The sequence below is a fragment of the Rhodanobacter caeni genome, from assembly GCF_039523575.1.
Taxonomy (GTDB): domain Bacteria; phylum Pseudomonadota; class Gammaproteobacteria; order Xanthomonadales; family Rhodanobacteraceae; genus Rhodanobacter; species Rhodanobacter caeni.
Map to the genome: position 1 here is coordinate 466,831 of NZ_BAAAFO010000003.1, position 18,167 is coordinate 484,997.

An 18,167-nucleotide genomic window follows, 5' to 3' on the forward strand; every position below is an offset into this window, starting at 1 on the left:
ACCTTTGTTGTACCTACCTGCGCCGCTGGCCGCGGATGGCGGACAGCAACACCATGAGTTTCTTCGACAGCTCGACGCGCTCCTGTTCCGCCAGGAACGCCCCGATTTCCAACGCGTTTCCATGCGATGTCAGCAGCAGCCGCTGGCGTCCGTCGCCCGGCTCCAACAACACGCGCACCCAGTAGGACTGGAACCGCATGCAGCGCCGGCCCGGCAGCGACTGCACCTCCAGCGACGCTTCGTCGATGGTGATGCGCTCGCCCCGATCGCCGGCACGCCAGGCCACGCTCAACGCGCAGGCCACGGCGACCGATTCGATCACGGCGAACAACGGGGCGAATACATTCCCCTGCCACGCACCAAGCCCCGCCGTCATCAGCGCCAGCGCCACCAGGATCATGATGAGCCGAACCAGACCCCTCCGGCTCAGCATGCGATTGGGTCGAAGCCACATCGTCACGCACGGCAGCCCGGCGGCATTTGGTCGAAGCACGATCATGAACATCCGGCGCGCCTGGAACGACGGAATGATAGGCCCCGGCGAGGCAGTGGGCAAGAATGTCGCACCCTGCTGACCTGGATCAGCCCGAAACGCGGCCCATCGCGCGGCGCCGTCAACGCCTGCCGCGGCTGGCCGGACGCGCGCACGACGCCGTGCCATACCCCCCCTTTTGGCAGGGGTCCGGGTCGACATGCCGCGGCGTACAATCCCGCCGATTCCCGCCCCACCCCGGCGATTTCCCCAGCGAACCTGCGGTCCTTCCGTGAACCTCCCTCCCCCTGCACGACCCATCCTCAGCCCCGAACTGCCGGAGGCTGTCGAGCCCGCCCGCGCGCGCATCACCGCCGCCTGGCTGCGCGACGAAACCGAAGCGGTGAACGACCTGCTGGCGCAAGCCACGTTGCCGCCGGTCGAACGCGAGCAGGTGATCGACGTGGCCGCCGGCCTGGTCACGCGCGTGCGTGCGCGATCGAATGACCAGAGCGCGATCGAATCCTTCATGCGCCAGTACGACCTCTCCTCCGAGGAAGGCGTGCTGCTGATGTGCGTGGCCGAGGCCTTGCTGCGCATCCCGGACAAGGGCACCGCCGACAAGCTGATCCGCGACAAGCTGGGCGACGCCGACTGGAAGAAGCATCTGGGCCAGAGCGAGTCGCTGTTCGTCAACGCCTCCACCTGGGGATTGATGCTGACCGGCCGGCTGGTGAACCTGAGCGAGGACACCCGCCACGATTTCGCCGGCTCGCTGCGGCGGCTGGTGGGTCGCGCGGGCGAGCCGGCGATCCGCCTGGCGGTGCGCCAGGCCATGCGCATCATGGGCCATCAGTTCGTGATGGGACGCACCATCGACGAAGCGCTGGACCGTTGCGCGAAGAAGGAAAACGCGCGCTACCGCTATTCCTACGACATGCTGGGCGAATCGGCGATCACCGCGGAAACCGCCGAGCGTTACCAGGAGGACTACCGCCGCGCCATCACCGCCATCGGCGCGCGCGGCCCGTTCGCCAACCACACCGATGCGCCGTCGATCTCGGTGAAGCTGTCGGCGCTGTACCCGCGCTACGAAGTGGCCAGGCGCGAGCTGGCCCGTCGCGCGCTCGGCGAAAAACTGCTGGAGCTGTCGCAGCTGGCGATGAAGCAAGGCATCGCGCTGTCGGTGGATGCCGAGGAGGCCGATCGGCTGGAGCTGTCGCTGGACATCATCGGCGACGTCTTCGCGCACCCGTCGCTGGAAGGCTGGAACGGCTTAGGGATCGTGGTGCAGGCCTACGCCAAGCGCACGCCGTTCGTGATCGACTGGCTGATCGAGACCGCGCGCGCCGCCAACCGCCGCTGGTACGTGCGCCTGGTGAAGGGCGCCTACTGGGATGCCGAGATCAAGCGCGCACAGGAAACCGGCCTGGCCGGCTACCCCGTCTACACGCGCAAGCCGAACACCGACGTGTCCTACCTGGCCTGCGCGCGGCGCCTGTTCGACGCCGGCAGCGACCTGATCTATCCGCAGTTCGCCACCCACAACGCGCACACCATCGCCGCCGTGCATCACATCGCCCAGGGCCGCGCGTTCGAATACCAGCGCCTGCACGGCATGGGCACCGACCTGTACGCCGAGGTGATCGGGCCGGACAACCTCAACGTGCCCTGCCGCGTGTACGCGCCGGTAGGCACGCACGAGGATCTGCTGCCCTACCTGGTGCGCCGCCTGCTGGAGAACGGCGCCAACACCAGTTTCGTCAACCGCGTGGTGGACGAGAGCGTGCCGGTGCGCGAGCTGGTGGCCGACCCGTGCGAGACGGTGCGCGCGTTCGCCTCGATCCCGCATCCGCGCATCCCGCTGCCGGTGAACCTCTACGCCGAGAGCACGGCGCTTGCGCCGAATCCAAACGCTGTCTCCAGGAAGAATTCCATGGGCGTCAACTTTTCCAACGACAACGAATTGAAGGCGATGGCCGAGGCGGTCAACGCGCACGCCGGCCCGTGGACGGCCGAGCCGCTGGTGCCCGGCGCTGCCGCCGGCAACGTGACCGTGCCGGTAACCAACCCGGCCGACCGCCGCCAGCGCGTGGGCAGCTACGTCAGTGCCGATGCCGCCACGGTGGACATCGCCTTGAAGAATGCGCTGGCCGCGCAGCCGGGCTGGGATCGCCTGCCGGCCGCCAGCCGCGCCGCCATCCTGGAGCACGCCGCCGACCTGCTGGAAGCGCGTCGGGGCGAGTTCATCGCGCTGTGCGTGCGCGAGGCGGGCAAGAACCTGCCCGATGCGATCGCCGAAATCCGCGAGGCGGCCGATTTCCTGCGCTACTACGCCGCCATGGCGCGGCGCCTGTTCGGCCAGCCGGAGCAACTGCCCGGCCCCACCGGCGAAAGCAACCAGTTGTTCCTCAACGGCCGCGGCGTGTTCGTCAGCATCAGCCCGTGGAATTTCCCGCTGGCGATCTTCCTGGGCCAGGTCAGCGCGGCGCTGGCCGCCGGCAACGCGGTGATCGCCAAGCCCGCCGAGCAGACCAGCCTGATCGGCCACCTGGCGGTGAAGCTGCTGCACGAGGCCGGCGTGCCCGCCGATGTCTTGCAGTTCGTGCCGGGCGACGGCGCCGTGGTGGGCGTGGCGCTGACCAAGGACCCGCGCGTGGCCGGCGTGGCCTTCACCGGTTCCACCGATACCGCCTGGGCGATCAACCGCGCACTGGCCGCGCGCAACGCGCCGATCGCCGCGCTGATCGCCGAAACCGGCGGCCAGAACGCGATGATCGCCGACTCCTCCGCGTTGCCCGAGCAGATCGTGAAGGACGTGATCGCCTCGGCGTTCCAGTCCGCCGGCCAGCGTTGTTCGGCCGCGCGCGTGCTGTTCGTGCAGGACGACATCGCCGACAAGGTGATCGCGATGCTGGCCGGCGCGATGGCCGAGCTGCAGGTGGGCGACCCCGGCCTGCTCTCCACCGACCTGGGCCCGGTGATCGACGAGGATGCGCTGAAAATCCTGGTCGACCATGCCGCGCGGATGGATCGCGAGGCGAAGAAGATCGCCGAGGTGACGCTCGACCCCGCGCGCACGGAGCACGGCAGTTTCTTCGCGCCACGCGCCTACGAGATCGCCTCGCTCGACGTCCTGCAGCGGGAGATCTTCGGCCCGGTGCTGCACGTGATCCGCTGGAAGGCCAACGACCTGGCCGGCGTGGTCGAGCAGATCAACGCCGCCGGCTACGGCCTCACCCTGGGCATCCACAGCCGCATCGACGACACCGTCGACTACCTGGCCACGCACACCCGCGTGGGCAACTGCTACGTCAACCGCAACCAGATCGGCGCGGTTGTGGGCGTGCAGCCGTTCGGCGGCGAGAACCTTTCCGGCACCGGCCCCAAAGCGGGCGGCCCGCATTACCTGCTGCGCTTCGCCACCGAACGCACGCTGACCATCAACACCACGGCCGCTGGCGGCAACGCGTCGCTACTGACCATCGGGGAATAAGCGGGCATCAATCCGGCAGCCGTTCCGGCGTCAGCGGCTCGCGCTCGGCCGGAAACGCGGCCCACAGCTCGGCCATGCGCTGGCCGCTGATCGGGTGGCGGAAATCCGGTGCGATGTCGGCGATCGGGCGCAGTACGAACGCATGCCTCAGCTCCTTGCGCGGCAGTTGCAGATGGCCCGGGCCGTCGATGACCAGCGCGTCGTAGAACACGATATCCAGGTCCAGCGTGCGGTCGGAGTAGCGCGGGCCATCGCGGCGGCGGCCGTGGCGATCCTCCAGCGCGTGCAGCCAGTCGTTCAGCGCGGCCGGCGACAGCGGTGTATCCAGCCCCACCGCCAGGTTCACGAAATCCGCGCCGTCGAAACCCACCGAACGGCTGCGGTACGCCGGCGACACGGTGATGTCGCCAAACGCCTGCCGCAGTTCCGCCAATGCGGCGGGCAGGTAGCGGCGTGGCTCGATGTTGGAGCCCAGGCTCAGGTAGACACGTGCCATCAAGCGGGCCGCTCGCCGCGTTCGATCCGCACGCCCACCGCATGCGCGCCGCGCACCGCGCCGGGCTTGGACAACTTCAGCCGCACCCAGCTCACGCCGAACTCCTCGCGGATGATCGCCGCGCAGCGCTCGGCCAGCGTCTCCACCAGGCCAAAGCTGGATTCGCCCACGTAGGCGCTGAGGCGCTTGGACACGTCCTTGTAGTTGAGCGTCTTGACAATGTCGTCGTCGGCCGCGGGCACGGTGTTGTCGAACGCCATCTCCACGTCCAGCGACAGCGTCTGGCGCACGCGCCGCTCCCAGTCGTAGATGCCGATGACGGCATCGACGCGCAGGTCCTCGATGAAAACGATATCCATGGCGGTAATCACTGATGACGACAGCCGCACAGGGTCGGTCAGCGCGCGGATGGATGCAAGCGTGGCGATGCGTGGCCCTTCGACTCCGCTGCGCTACGCTCAGGGAGAACGGTGGTTGGGCTGCGCCGCTACTCGCCGATCACCCTGAGCGTAGCGCAGCGGAGTCGAAGGGCCGCCAGCCGTACACGCTACGAGCGCGCGGCATAGATGCGATCATGCGCGCATGACTTCCTTCAGCTCGCTCCCGCTCAAACCCGCCCTGCTCGCCAGCGTCGAAGCGCTCGGCTACGCCGACATGACCCCGGTGCAGGCGCAGAGCCTGCCGCCGATGCTGGCCGGCCGCGACGTGATCGCCCAGGCACAGACGGGCAGCGGCAAGACCGCGGCGTTCGGGCTGGGCCTGCTGCAGGCGGTCGACGTGGACACGATCCGGCTGCAGGCGCTGGTGCTGTGCCCCACCCGCGAGCTGGCCGACCAGGTCAGCAAGGCGATCCGCCGGCTTGCCGCCAACATCCCCAACGTGAAGCTGCTGACCCTGTGCGGCGGCATGCCGCTGGGTCCGCAACTGGCCTCGCTGACGCACGATCCGCACATCGTGGTGGGCACGCCCGGCCGCGTGCAGGAACACCTGAAACGGCAAAGCCTGCACGGCGGCGGCATCAAGGTACTGGTACTGGACGAGGCCGACCGCATGCTGGACATGGGCTTCACCGATGCCATCGACGACATCATCGGGCGCATCGCGAAGCATCATCAGACCTTGTTGTTCTCGGCCACCTACCCCGAGGAAATCCGCGCGGTGAGCCAGCGCGTGCAGACCGATCCGGTCGAGGTGACGGTGGATGCGCCCGCGGATGAGAAGCCAGCGATCGAGCAGCGCTTCCACGAAGTGGAGCCGGCGCAGAAGATCGACGCGCTGACCCAATTGCTGGGCGCCGCGCACGCCGGGCAGGCGCTGGTGTTCTGCAACATGCGCCGCGAGGTGGATGCGGTGGCGCAGGAACTGGACCGCCGCGGCTTCTCCGCGCTGGCCCTGCACGGCGACATGGAGCAGCGCGACCGCGACGAGGTGCTGGTGCGCTTCGCCAACCACAGCTGTGCCGTGCTGGTGGCCACCGACGTGGCCGCCCGCGGGCTGGACATCGCGGCGCTGCCGCTGGTGGTCAGCTACGACATTGCCCACGATCCGGAAACCCACACCCACCGCATCGGCCGCACCGGTCGCGCCGGCCAGGCAGGCCTGGCGATCACGCTGTGCACGCCGCGCGAGCGGCCGAAAGCCGCCAACATCGAGGAACTCGGCGGCGCGCCGCTGCCGTGGCGTCCGCTGAAAGTCGCGCCGTCGCGCGGCAAGACCCTGCACCTGGCACCGATGAAAACCCTGGTGATCGACGCCGGCCGCCAGGACAAGCTGCGCCCCGGCGACATCCTGGGCGCGCTCACCGGCGAGGCGGGACTGAACGCGAAGGACATCGGCAAGATCGACGTGTTCGCCACCCGCGCCTACGTGGCGATCACCCGCGCGCTGGCGAACAAGGCGCTTGAGCGGCTGCGCGCGGGCCGGATCAAGGGGCGGAATTTCCGGGTGCGCGCGCTGGGCTGAGCATCGGCCCGAACCGGGCGATCGTGTTGCTTGCTTCAGTCCGCACCGATGGCGGCGGCGAGCATCATCAGCCCCGCCGCGATGGCGATGGCACCGACCACGCGCTCGGCGCGCAAGTCCGGCGGCGCGAGGCGCTCGGCGCCGACAGCCGCAGTCAGCAGGATCATGGCGCCCAGGTCCATGACGCCAGCCACCAGCAGCCCCGCCATCAGGCCCGCACAGCTGCCGGCGCAGTGGAGCCCCAAGCGCAGGCCGGATCGCCAGGCGGCAAGGCTGACCATCGACCCACGCCCGATTGGCCCGGGCCGCGCCCGGCACCGGGCCAGGCGGCGCGCCTTCCATGCCGAGCACTGCAACGCGCCGGCGCCAAGCACCACCACCGCGCCGGCCAATGGTGCGGCGCGCGCCAGCATGGGCAATCGCAGTGCGCTTGCCGCCAGCGCGGCGCCCGCCACGAACACCGCCGCGCCCAGCGCCGCCCACACCAGGAAATAGCCCACGCCCCACTGGACCGCCAGCCAGCCGGGACATCGCGCGCCGGCAGCGCAGCCGGCCTGGCGGTAGCGCCACCAGGCCGGCAACAGCGCGGGCAGCATCATCGCCATCATCATCACGGTCCACATGCCGATGAACGACGCGGCGAGATCCGCCCAGGCGCGCCCGCACATCGGCGTCCACATCATCGACAGCGACCAGCCGCCGGGCATCGGCAGCTCGCCCATGGCCGCCATGTCGGCGCACCAGTCCACAGTGGCCATGGCGCAGGTAAGCAGCAGCGCCAGCGAGCCGGCCTCGAAACAGCGCCGTGACACTTGCCCGCCCACCGACCGGTCGCGGCCCACCGCGCCAGTGGCGGCGATCGCGATGGCGGCGTCAGGCCGTGGCGTACTCGTCATGGCGGCGCCACCAGATGCCGCTCTCGTTGCGGCCGCGGGGCGCCCGATCGAGCCACTGGTACATGCCCCACAGGCCGTCCAGGCCGCGCGCGTAGGTGGAATACGTGTGGTAGACCACGCCGTCCTCGATCACGAACGCGCTGAGCCCGGGCCGGTCGCGGGCGTAGGTCAGCGCGTCGGTGCCGCAGGTGGCGGCAAACTGCGCCACCGGTTCGAGTGGCGGCGTGCGGTCCATGGCGTGACCGCCGCGCTGGTAGTTGTAGTCCACCGCGTCGTGGCGTTGCTGCTGTTCGGTGAACGAGGTGTTGAAGTCGAAGTTGAAATCACTGTCGGCCGATGAAGCCCAGGGAAACGTCCAGCCCATTCGCCGCCTGTAGGCGCGCAGTTTTGCCAGCGGCGCCCGCGACACCGCCGACACCATCACGTCGTGGTTGGCCAGGTGGACGGCGTTGCCATCGAGCCCGTCGGCAATGGCCGAGCAGGATGGGCAGCCAGCGCTGTAGTCGGGCCCGAACATGAAGTGGTAGATCAGCAGCTGCGAGCAGCCGCGGAACAGATCCGCCAGCGTGGCCGGGCCCTCGTCGGTGTCGAAGCGATAGGCCTTGTCCACCCGTACCCACGGCAGCGCCTGTCGCTGTCGCGCCAGTTCGTCGCCGCGGCGCACGTGCGCCTTCTCCGCCTCCAGCAAGGCGATGCGCGCGGCCAGCCATTCGTCGCGGGTTCCGGTGTGATGCGTGGGCATGTCTCTCTCCAGTCGTCGGTGGCATCGTTCGCCGATGCCAGTGGGCGGGGGTGGTGACATAGACTGGAACGGCCAACCCGACGAGTGGGAGTGACAAGCGTGGCGGGATTCGGATGGATTCGCTGATCACCGCCGCAGCGCGGGCGCTTGCCGCGGGCGATCCGTTTGGCGCACTGAACCGCGTGGCCCTGCGCGAGGACGCACCCGCGCTGGCGCTGCGCGGCATCGCCATGGCGCAGCTCGGCGACCTGGCACGGGCGAAGGCGCTCCTGCGCCGCGCGGCACGCGCCTTCGGTGCGAAAGAGGCGCTGGCCCGCGCCCGATGCGTCGTGGCCGAGGCCGAGATCGCACTGGCCTCGCGCGACCTGGGCTGGCCGGCGAAGGCGCTCGACGCGGCACGGGCCACCCTGGAGGCCCACGGGGATCGCCTGAACGTGGCGCACGCCCGGCACCTGGCGATCCGGCGCCTGCTGCTGATCGGGCGGCTGGACGAGGCCGAGCGCGCGCTGGCCGATCTCGATCCCACGCCGTTCCCCCCAGCCTCGAGGGCGGTCTATGAACTGGCCGTCGCCGGCATCGCGCTGCGCCGCCTGCGCAGCGGCGAGGCACGCGTTGCCCTGCAGCGGGCGGCACAGGCGTCCGGCCGTGCCGGCATCCCCGCACTCTCGGCCGAGGTCGAAAGCGCGCTGCAGGTGCTGGACACGCCGGCCGCGCGCCTGCTTTCACGCGACCGGGAGCAACGGTTGCTGCCGCGGGACGTGGAAGCGTTGCTGGCTTCGCCCACGCTGGTGGTGGACGCCTGCCGTCTTGCCGTGCGTCACGCGGACACGGTGGTGTCGCTGGCGACGCGGCCAGTGCTGTTTGCGCTGGTCCGGGCGCTGGCCGAGGCCTGGCCGCACGACGTGGCGCGCGACGCGCTGGTGGCGCGCGCGTTCCGGCTGAAGCTGGCCGACGAATCGCACCGCGCGCGGCTGCGGGTGGAAATCGGGCGGCTGCGCCGGGCGCTGCGCCCGTTGGCGGACGTGCACGCCACCGGGCGCGGCTTCATCCTGCGTCCGCACCACTCCGGCGAGGTGGTGGTGCTGGCGCTGCCCGTCGAGGAAGCGCACGCGACGGTGCTGGCGCTGCTTGCCGACGGCGAATCGTGGTCCAGCTCCGCCCTGGCGCTGGCGCTGGGCAGCAGCCAGCGCACCATGCAGCGCGCGCTCGAGGCGCTGGCGGCCAGCGGCAAGGTGCAGCCGGTCGGGCGTGGCCGGTCACGGCGCTGGATGGCCGCGCCGATGCCGGGATTCGCGACGGCCTTGTTACTCCCCTCGGCCCTGCCGATTGACTAGGATCGCGGCATGACTACCGCACCCGCCACCATCATCCGTGAATACGGCCCTTTTCCCGACACCGATGCCGTGCACGGTGTCACCCACGACGGCCAGCAGGTGTGGTTTGCCAGCGGCGACCGGCTGCAGGCGCTGGACCCCGCCAGCGGCGAGACGCAGCGGTCGATCGATACGCCGGCCCACGCGGGCACGGCGTTCGACGGCCAGCACCTGTACCAGATCGCCGAGGATCGCATCCGCAAGATCGATCCGCGCAGCGGCCGCGTGCTGGGCACCATCCCGGCGCCCGGTGGCGGCGCCGACTCGGGCTTGGCATGGGCCGAAGGCACGCTCTGGGTAGGCCAGTACCGGGAGCGCACGATCCACCAGGTCGATCCGTCGACGGGCGCGATCCTGCGCACCATCGCGTCCAACCGCTTCGTCACCGGCGTCACCTGGCTCGACGGCGAACTCTGGCACGGCACCTGGGAAGGTGACGAAAGCGAGCTGCGGCGGATCGATCCCGAAAGCGGCACGGTGCTGGAGCGGCTGACCATGCCCGCCGGCGTGGGCGTCTCCGGTCTGGAGGCCTGCGGCGACCGCTTTTTCTGTGGCGGCGGCAACAGCGGCAAGGTGCGCGCAGTCAGCCGGCCGGCGGGTAGCCCGCGCAACTAGCGTCGGCAGGCGCTTGGGTGCGGGCGGGTTGGCGATCGGTTCGGCGGCATGCCGGCTTCAGCCGTGCACCCCGGCGCGCAGCCACTGCGCGGCCCCGCGCCCGGCGACCACGCCGCTGGCGAAGCAGGCGGTCAGCAGGTAGCCGCCGGTGGGGGCTTCCCAATCCAGCATTTCGCCGGCGCAGAAGACGCCGGGGCGGCTGCGCAGCATCAGGGCATCGTCCAGCGATTCCAGGCGCACGCCGCCGGCGGTGCTGATGGTTTCGGCCAGCGGGCGCGGCGCGCACAGGCGCAGCGGCAGCGCCTTCAGCTGCGCCGCCAGCGCCACCGGATCGGCCAGCGTGGGCTTGTCGGTCAACTCGAACACCAGGGCCGCCTTGGCGCCATCCAGCCCCGCCCGCCGCCGCAGCCAGTCGCCGATGCTGTGCTTGCCGCGCGGTGCGGCCAGGCGTTCGGCCAGCACGCGCTCGCTGTAGCCGGGCACCAGGTCCAGCCTCAGCGTGGCCTCGCCGCGCGTGGCCAGTTGCTCGCGCAGTTCGGCGCCAATGGCGTAGATGAGGCTGCCCTCGATGCCGTATTCGCTGATCACGCATTCGCCCTGGCGGGCGTGATCCTGCCCGGCGCGATCGCGCCAGTGCGCCACCACCGGCTTCAACGGCGCGCCGGCAAAACGCTGCACGAGATGCTCGCTCCAGCGCACGTCGAAACCGCCGTTGGCCGGTTGCAGCGGCGCCACCGCGGCGCCGAGACGTTGCAGCGCGTCGACCCAGGCGCCATCGGAACCCAGCCGCGGCCAGCTGGCACCACCCAGCGCCAGCAGCACGGCATCGGCTTGCACGTCACGCTTGCCGGCGGGCGTGGCGAAGCGCAGCGCGTCGCGGACATCGCCGCCCAGCCAGCGATGATGCATGTGAAAACGCACGCCCGATTCGCGCAGCCGGCGCAGCCACGCGCGCAGCAGGGGCGCGGCCTTCATGTCGCGCGGGAACACGCGGCCGGAACTGCCCACGAAGGTTTCCACGCCCAGCGTGCGCGCCCAGGCGCGCAGGGCGTCGGCATCGAACGCCGCCATCCACGCCGCCACGGCCTGCTGGCGTTCGCCGTAGCGCCGCACGAAGTCGGCCCGCGGTTCGCCGTGGGTGAGGTTGAGGCCGCCCTTGCCGGCGAGCAGGAACTTGCGTCCGACCGAGCCCATCGCGTCGTACACGTCGACCGCCACGCCGGCGGCGACGGCGGCCTCGGCCGCCATCAATCCGGCGGGGCCGCCGCCGATGATGGCCAGGCGCGGGGGAGTTTTTTGTTGCGTCATGCGGCCATGGTCGCACGACGGCCCTCCACGTCTTCGGCGCGGTCAGCCCTGGCGCACCGCGATGGGCGCAGCTCCCGGATCAATGGCCCGCGGTGGACGACGGCGACGGCTCGCTGTCGCTGGCGTTGCCGTCGTTCATCGGCATCGCCGGCTTGGCCGCGCTGTCGCCCATGCTCGATGCGGCGGCGCCGCGCGTGTAGACGATCTGCTGGTCGCCCTCACAATGCCCGACCACCTTGCCCGACGCCGGCTCCTGGCCCGCGGGCACGACCGCGAGCGTGTAGTCGGCCACGCCGTTGGCCTTGATCCTGGCGTCGATGTTTGCCTTCACGCTGTCGCAGGAGGCGTGCGCGAGCAGCGGCAGCAGCGCCAGCGCCAGGATTCCCAGTCCGATACGCATGTTCATGGTGCCCTCCAGGGATGATATGTCCGCGCATCAGACGCCGCGGCGGATGAACGCCGCGTCGAAGAACGCCGTCGCGTCAGTCCAGCCGTGCACCCAGCAGGGCCAGTCGCCGCAGGCCCTCCGCGCTGGGCCGCAGGGCACGGCCCTGCGCCGCGCGGCGCAGCCAGCCGGCGTCCAGCATCGCGCCGGTTACCGCCACGCCGAGCGGGCCACCCAGGTGCAGGCGGCGTTCGGTCCAGTCCAGGCAGCCGCGTCCGCGCAGGGCCAGCAGCTTGGCGGAAGGCGGCAGTGCCAGGCCCGCCTCCGCCAGTGCCTGCGCGCCCGCCCCCAGCAGGCGCAGGCCGCCGCCGTCGGCAGCCAGATAGTTGCGCTCCAGCCACGCTTCGCACACGGCCACGCCGAGTTGGCCGGCGAGATGGCGGTAGCAGGTGCGCGCCCGGCGCAGCGGCGGGTCGACGCGCGGAACGGAACGCACGCCGCCAGCGCGCGGCAGCGCCATGGCTTCGAGCCAGGCGGCGACATCGTCGTCATCCAGGCGGTAGTAGCGATGCCGGCCCTGCACGTGCACGCCCAGCAGCCCGCCTTCCAGCAGCCGCTTCAGGTGGGCGCTGGCGGTGGCGGCGCTGACCCCCGCGGCCCGTGCCAGCTCGCCGGCGGGGCGGGCGGTGCCGTCGATCAGCGCCAGCAGCATCGCCGCCCGCGCCGGCTCGGCCAGCAAGGCGCCCATCTCGGCCAGTTGGTAGCGGTTGGGTCCGGCGGCATCGGTCATGGCCGCAGTCTACCCAGCGCGGGCGGCCGCACGCTTCGTCGCGGAGCGAAACATCCCGGGCATGGCACGGCCCGGCGCATCGAACCGGCGGTGGTCAGGGCGGCGATGCGGAAGGCGCCGCCGCGTACTGGAACCGCGCCGGCTCCGGCGCGTGCAGGCTGAAGCCCTGCGCATGGCTGACGCCCATCGCGGTGAGCACGCGCAGCGTTTCCTCGTCGGCCACCCACTCGGCCACCACTTCCAGCCCCAGCCGCTGGCCGATGTCGGCCACCGCGCGCACGATGGCGTGGCTGACCGGGTCGGTGAGCATGTCGCGGATGAAGCTGCCATCGATCTTGATGATGTCGATCGGCAGGTTCTTCAGGTACGCGAACGACGACATGCCCACGCCGAAATCGTCCAGCGCGGTCTTGCAGCCGACCTGGCGCAGTTGCTCCATGAAACGGGCCACGCGGGACAGGTTGCGCACCGCCACGGTTTCGGTGATCTCGAAACACACGCGCGACGGTGCCACGCGGTGTTTCTTCAGCAAGGCGATGATCAGGTCGGCCAGCGCGTCGTCCTCGACGCTGGCGCCGGACAGGTTGATCGTCGCCAGCCGCAGGTCGGCGCCGGCCGGGTGCAGCTGGTCGAAGTGCGCCAGCGCGGTCTCCACCACCCAGCGGTCGAGCATCGGCATCAGGCTGTAGCGCTCGGCGGCAGGCATGAACACGCCGGGCAATACCAGGGTGCCGGAATCGTCGCGGAAGCGCAGCAGCAGCTCCACCCGCGGACCGGACTCCAGCCGCGGCGACAGCGGCGTCAGCTCCTGGTAGACCAGTACCAGGCGCTGTTCGTCGACCGCCCAGCGCAGGCGGTTGGCCCATTCCATCTCGCCGCGGCGGCGCGCCGCCTCGTCGTCGCGTTCGGAATAGAAATGCACGCGGTTGCGGCCCAGCTCCTTGGCCATGTAGCAGGCGGTGTCGGCGCGGGCCAGCAGGTCCTTCATGGTCATGCCGGGCTGGTCGATCATCACCACGCCGATGCTGGCGCTGACCGTGTAGCTGCGCTGCTCCCACACGAACACCCACTGGTCGATGCAATGGCGCACGCGCTCGGCCACCGCCTCGGCCGCCTGCCGGTCGGGGATGTCCAGCGCCAGCACGCCAAACTCGTCGCCGCCCAGCCGCGCCAGCACGTCGCTGGCCGAGAGCTGCTTGTGCATGGTGGCGGCCAGTTGCGCCAGCAGGTGATCACCGGCGATATGGCCGGAGGTGTCGTTGATCAGCTTGAACTGGTCAAGGTCGATGTACAGCAGCACCGCCATCGGCGCGCCGGTTTCGGTGGCGTTGAGGATGCCCTGCAGGCGGCTCTCGAACTCGCGCCGGTTGTACAGCTCGGTCAGCGCATCGTGGCTGGCCTGGAAGCTCAGCATCTCGTTGAGCTGCCGTTGCTCGGTGACGTCGATCGCCACCATCAGCAACTTCTCGGCACCGTCCAGCACCACTTTCGAAAGCGCCACGTCGGCCCAGAAGCGCAGCCCCTGCTCGTCGCACAGCGCGGCGCTGATGCGGTGGAAATCGCGCGTGTCCGGCTGCCGCAGGTCCGGCAGCAGGCGCGCATCCTCGAACAGGTCCGACAGTCGCCGCCGGTCCACGCTCTCGCCCAAGCGCTCGCGGGACGCGCGGTTGGCATAGGTGATGGCTCCGTCATCCGCGTCGGCCAGCAGCACCAGCGCCGGCAGCAGCTCGTTCAGGGCGCGAAAGCGCTCCTCGCTCTCGCGGTAGCGGCGGGTCATGTGCCAGGCCAGCGCGATCGCCCGCTGGCGGGTGCTGGCAATGGTGAATACCAGCATCGCCAGCAGCAGGCTGGCCAGCACGCCGACGGGCAACGCCGAGTCGCCCAGGTCGAATCCGGTCTGGGCGACCACGTGCGGTTGCATGTCCATCCGCCACACCCGCCCACCATAGGCAATCCGGCGCTGGAAGTCCTTGCTGCCATCGACCGGTGCCGTCGTGGTCGAATCGAACAACAGCCGCTCCCTGGCATCGGTGACGTCGGTGATGCGCACGCGGAATATCTGCGTGACGTCCGGTGACAGCGCATTGCCGATCAGGCCGCTGAGGCGAAACGACACCGCCAGCGATCCGGTCTCGCGCCGACGCCGTTCGCCCACCGACACCGGTGGCGGCCCGGGGCTGAATATCGGTATGCGCAAGGTGATGCCGTCGTCGCGCGGCATCGTGCCCACCTGCTGCGCCAACCGGAACGGCGCCGACAAGGTGGGCAGGTCGGAATCGCGCGATTCGATCACGCCCAGCAGGTTGTTCGGCTGCGCGTTGACGTCCAGCCCGGCCAGGGCGGCGTTGCCTGTCAGCGGCTGCACCCAGGTGGTGACGTAGTGGTCGCCATCCGCGCGCACCTCCTTTCGCGCGTAGGCCAACGCCTGCAGCGAGGGGAACCGGCGGCGTGGCTGCAGGTTGGCATAGATGTTGGCGAACTCCCGCTCGCTGACCTCGTCGGAGGAAAGGAACAGGCTCTGCACCGCACGCAGCAGGGTTTCGGCCGACTGCAATTGCGTCACCAGCGCCACGGAACTCTTGTCGACCAGGGCGCTGCGGGCGAGCTCCTGCGCAGCCTGTTCCCGCTGGATCTGCTGATGGCGCAGCAGCATCGTCAGTGCCAGGCCCAGCAGCAACGCCAGCAGACTCCACCCGTAGGGAGAGAAACGCCGTGGCGCGGGCGTCGGCGTATCCCGGTCCTGGCCGGGCCTCGTGTCCGGCGGCGCTGGAGCGGTGGAGCGTTTGATGGCGCGCAAGACGTCCCCCACGGATGGCCATGGCGCAATCGATGGTACAGATAACCACGCAGCACGAATACCGCAGCCTCCCGGACGAAGCGGGCGGGAACGATCGGGCGATCTTCAGCGCGGGCGCGGCTTGGCGCGATGCGTGGGCTGCGCCGTCCACGGATCGTCCGGCCACGGATGGCGCGGATAACGGCCTTTCAGCTCGCGCCTGACCTCCGGATAGGTGCGCTGCCAGAAACCCTCAAGATCCTGCGTCACCTGGATCGGCCGCCCCGCCGGCGACAGCAGGTGCAGGGTGACCGCGACGCGGCCGCCGCCCACGCGCGGCGTGTCGGCCAGGCCGAACAACTCCTGCAGCTTCACCGCCAGCACCGGCGGCTCGCCGGGCACGTAGTCGAGCCGCCGCTGCTGGCCGCTGGGAACGACCAGGCTCTCGGGCGCGTGGCGATCCAGCGCGAGGCGCTGCGCATGATCGAGCAGCGCCGAAAGCGCCTGCAACAGGCTGCCGGCATCCAGTGCGTCGAGCCGATGCACGCCATCCAGGTACGGCGCCAGCCACTGTTCCAGCGTGGCCAGCAACGCCGCGTCGGAAACGTCGGGCAGGCCGAGCTCGGGCATCCACTCGCGCACGGCCTGCAGGCGCGCGCGCAGCCGCCGGGCCGACTCGCTCCACGGCAGCAGGCCGAGCCCGCCCGCGCGCAGCGCGGCAAGCAGGGTCGGCAAGGTGTCGCGCGCATCCACCGGCACGCTGCGCCGCTCCAGCACGATCGCGCCGAAGCGGCGTTCCTCGAATGCCTCGACCGCGCCGCGCTCGTCGTTCCAGCGCTGCGTGCGCTGGCGGGTGAACAGCGCGGGGTAGTCGCGCTCCAGCACGTCCGGGTCCAGCGGTGCCGCGGCGAGGATCAGGCTGTCGCGCGCCTCGTGGCGCAGATCCAGCGCCACCAGCCACGGCTCGCCGTGCAGGGCGGTGTTCTCGTGCAATCGCGCGCCGCGGCCGTTGGCCAGCGTGTAGCGCAGCGGATCGTTGCCGCTGCGGTGCGCCACCCGGTCGGGAAAGGCGTGCAGCAGCAGGTCGCCCACGGCGTGGCTTCCGGGCGTGCCGCTGGCAGACGTATGGACGTCCAGACGTCTGCGCCAGCCCTTGCTGGCCTGCTCGATGGCGGCCAGCGCGCCGGCATCCACCGCGCCACGGGGCAGCGTGCCGCGCCGGTCGCGCCACGCATGCAGGACGCTGACCCGCTCACGGAAATCGTCGCTGCGCGAGGACTCGCCGCGCAGTGGCGAGCGCGCCTCCATCAATGCCAGCAGGTCGGCAACCAGCGGGCGCAGCGTGGCCGGCGCGCGCAACGCGGCCGCACCGAGACGCGGCGTGGCGCCCAGCTCCAGCAAGTCGCGGCCCAGCGCGGTGATGCGGTGGTCGTTGTCCACCGCGGCCAGCGCGCGCAGCAGGTCGCGCGCCTGCGCCAGGGCGCCGGGCGGCGGAAGGTCCAGCCAGGGCAGCGCGTCGCTGCCCCAGGCCGCCAGTTCCAGCGCCAGGCCGGACAGGTCGGCCTGGGCGATTTCCGGCGTGCGCGCGGTTTCCAGCCGCCGACTCTGCGGCCACAACCGGTACGCCGTGCCCGCGGCGACGCGGCCGGCGCGGCCCGCGCGCTGGTCGGCGGAGGCCTGCGAGATGTTCACCGTCTGCAGGCGGGTAAAGCCGGAATTGGGATCGAAGCGCGGCTCGCGCGCCAGGCCGCTGTCGATCACCGCGCGGATGCCCGGCAGCGTGATACTCGATTCGGCCACGTTGGTGGCCAGCACCACGCGGCGCGTGCCCGGCTCCGCATCGCCCAGGGCCGCCTGCTGCTCCGCCAGCGAAAGCTCGCCGTGCAGCGGCACGATCTCCAGCTCGGGGTAGTCGTCGGCGACCGAGGCGAGCAAGGCCTGCACCCGCGCGATCTCGCGCCGGCCGGGCAGGAAGGCCAGCACGTCGCCGGCATCTTCCTGCAGCGCCAGCCGGGTCACGCGCGCCAGCTGCTGCTCCATGCTCTCCTGCGTGCGCGCCGGCGGATGCACGACCTGCACGGGAAAACTGCGGCCGGGGCTGGTGATGCGCGGCGCATCCAGCCATTGCGCGATGCGCTCGCCATCCAGCGTGGCCGACATCAGAAGCAGCCGCAGATCCGGTCGCAAGGTCGCCTGGATGTCCAGCGCCAGCGCCGCGCCCAGGTCGCCGGCCAGGTGCCGCTCGTGGAATTCGTCGAACACGATCGCACCGATGCCGACCAGCTCCGGATCGCGCTGGATCAGCCGGGTGAGGATGCCCTCGGTGACCACCTCGATCCGCGTGGCGGGGCCGACCTTCGCCTCGAAACGGATGCGGTAGCCGACCGTCTGCCCCACCGTTTCACCCAGCTGCCGCGCCATGTATTGCGCCGCCGCGCGCGCCGCGATGCGGCGCGGTTCCAGCATCAGTATCCTGCCGCCGGCCAACCACGGCTGGTCGAGCAGGGCCAGCGGCACCTGGGTGGTCTTGCCGGCGCCCGGCGGCGCCTCCAGCACCAGTCGCGGGTGGGCGGCCAGCGAGGCGCAGATGTCGGGCAGCAGCGGGCTGATGGGGAACGCGGTCATCCAGCGAATGATAGCGGCGAGGGTGCGGCTGCCCGCGCCCCGCCGCAGCGTGGGAAGCGACCGCGCGCCGCGCCGCGAACTGGAAGAAAACCGTAATCCCCTCTCCCCTGCGGGGAGAGGGCTGGGGAGAGGGCTGGGGAGAGGGGGACATGCCGCGGGGAACTGCCAACGAAGCGAGCCACGCCGCGTCGAACCCCCAACGACGCTGCCCACGACGCCAGGAGCCCACCA

At 70.8% G+C, this 18,167-nt stretch carries 14 protein-coding genes; 4 read left to right on the forward strand and 10 right to left on the reverse strand.

The annotated features are described in order from the left end of the window. Window positions 1-13 precede the first annotated feature (13 nt). A complete protein-coding gene (locus ABD017_RS10695) occupies window positions 14-454 on the reverse strand; it encodes a DUF2244 domain-containing protein (RefSeq protein WP_343883093.1) in 441 nt (146 codons plus the stop codon). Between the two features lie 337 nt (window positions 455-791). Here ABD017_RS10695 and putA point away from each other — a divergent pair, with 337 nt between their 5' ends. Further along, window positions 792-3,968 carry a bifunctional proline dehydrogenase/L-glutamate gamma-semialdehyde dehydrogenase PutA gene (putA, locus tag ABD017_RS10700; protein WP_343883094.1) on the forward strand — a complete coding sequence of 1,059 codons (3,177 nt, stop codon included), beginning with the start codon at window positions 792-794 and terminating at the stop codon, window positions 3,966-3,968. A gap of 7 nt (window positions 3,969-3,975) precedes the next feature. On the opposite strand, the gene folK is transcribed toward putA, so the two are convergent. Then, entirely contained in the window at window positions 3,976-4,464 is a 489-nt protein-coding gene (gene folK, locus ABD017_RS10705) for a 2-amino-4-hydroxy-6-hydroxymethyldihydropteridine diphosphokinase (RefSeq protein WP_343882743.1), read from the reverse strand. Next, entirely contained in the window at window positions 4,464-4,823 is a 360-nt protein-coding gene (gene folB, locus ABD017_RS10710) for a dihydroneopterin aldolase (RefSeq protein ID WP_343882744.1), read from the reverse strand. The genes folK and folB overlap by 1 nt, the downstream gene beginning before the upstream one ends. A gap of 223 nt (window positions 4,824-5,046) precedes the next feature. Between folB and dbpA the strand changes: the two genes are divergently transcribed. Next, window positions 5,047-6,426 (forward strand): ATP-dependent RNA helicase DbpA, encoded by a 1,380-nt coding sequence (dbpA, locus tag ABD017_RS10715; protein WP_343882745.1) that lies wholly within the window; start codon window positions 5,047-5,049, stop codon window positions 6,424-6,426. 35 nt (window positions 6,427-6,461) lie between these two features. On the opposite strand, the gene ABD017_RS10720 is transcribed toward dbpA, so the two are convergent. Then, window positions 6,462-7,322 carry a copper chaperone gene (locus tag ABD017_RS10720; protein ID WP_343882746.1) on the reverse strand — a complete coding sequence of 287 codons (861 nt, stop codon included), beginning with the start codon at window positions 7,320-7,322 and terminating at the stop codon, window positions 6,462-6,464. Beyond that, window positions 7,300-8,064, reverse strand: coding sequence for a DUF899 domain-containing protein (locus tag ABD017_RS10725; RefSeq protein WP_343882747.1), 765 nt, complete (start codon window positions 8,062-8,064; stop codon window positions 7,300-7,302). The genes ABD017_RS10720 and ABD017_RS10725 overlap by 23 nt, the downstream gene beginning before the upstream one ends. Window positions 8,065-8,177: 113 nt before the next feature. Between ABD017_RS10725 and ABD017_RS10730 the strand changes: the two genes are divergently transcribed. Further along, on the forward strand, window positions 8,178-9,398 hold the full coding sequence (locus tag ABD017_RS10730; protein ID WP_343882748.1) for a helix-turn-helix domain-containing protein: 1,221 nt from the start codon (window positions 8,178-8,180) through the stop codon (window positions 9,396-9,398). 9 nt (window positions 9,399-9,407) lie between these two features. Continuing rightward, window positions 9,408-10,052: a Vgb family protein gene (locus ABD017_RS10735; protein ID WP_343882749.1), complete on the forward strand. Its 645-nt coding sequence runs from the start codon at window positions 9,408-9,410 to the stop codon at window positions 10,050-10,052. 57 nt (window positions 10,053-10,109) lie between these two features. Here ABD017_RS10735 and ABD017_RS10740 read toward each other — a convergent pair whose 3' ends face one another. The 5 genes from ABD017_RS10740 to hrpB form a co-directional block, all read right to left on the reverse strand. After that, entirely contained in the window at window positions 10,110-11,360 is a 1,251-nt protein-coding gene (locus tag ABD017_RS10740) for a TIGR03862 family flavoprotein (RefSeq protein ID WP_343882750.1), read from the reverse strand. Window positions 11,361-11,439: 79 nt separating this feature from the next. Further along, window positions 11,440-11,766 (reverse strand): DUF1161 domain-containing protein, encoded by a 327-nt coding sequence (locus ABD017_RS10745; RefSeq protein ID WP_343882751.1) that lies wholly within the window; start codon window positions 11,764-11,766, stop codon window positions 11,440-11,442. A gap of 76 nt (window positions 11,767-11,842) precedes the next feature. Next, window positions 11,843-12,535 carry an ArsR/SmtB family transcription factor gene (locus tag ABD017_RS10750; RefSeq protein ID WP_343882752.1) on the reverse strand — a complete coding sequence of 231 codons (693 nt, stop codon included), beginning with the start codon at window positions 12,533-12,535 and terminating at the stop codon, window positions 11,843-11,845. Window positions 12,536-12,629: 94 nt separating this feature from the next. Further along, on the reverse strand, window positions 12,630-15,332 hold the full coding sequence (locus tag ABD017_RS10755; protein ID WP_425543717.1) for a bifunctional diguanylate cyclase/phosphodiesterase: 2,703 nt from the start codon (window positions 15,330-15,332) through the stop codon (window positions 12,630-12,632). Between the two features lie 105 nt (window positions 15,333-15,437). After that, the gene (gene hrpB, locus ABD017_RS10760; protein ID WP_343882753.1) at window positions 15,438-17,936 is read right to left on the reverse strand and encodes an ATP-dependent helicase HrpB; all 2,499 of its coding nucleotides are present in this window, start codon (window positions 17,934-17,936) and stop codon (window positions 15,438-15,440) included. Window positions 17,937-18,167: the final 231 nt, after the last annotated feature.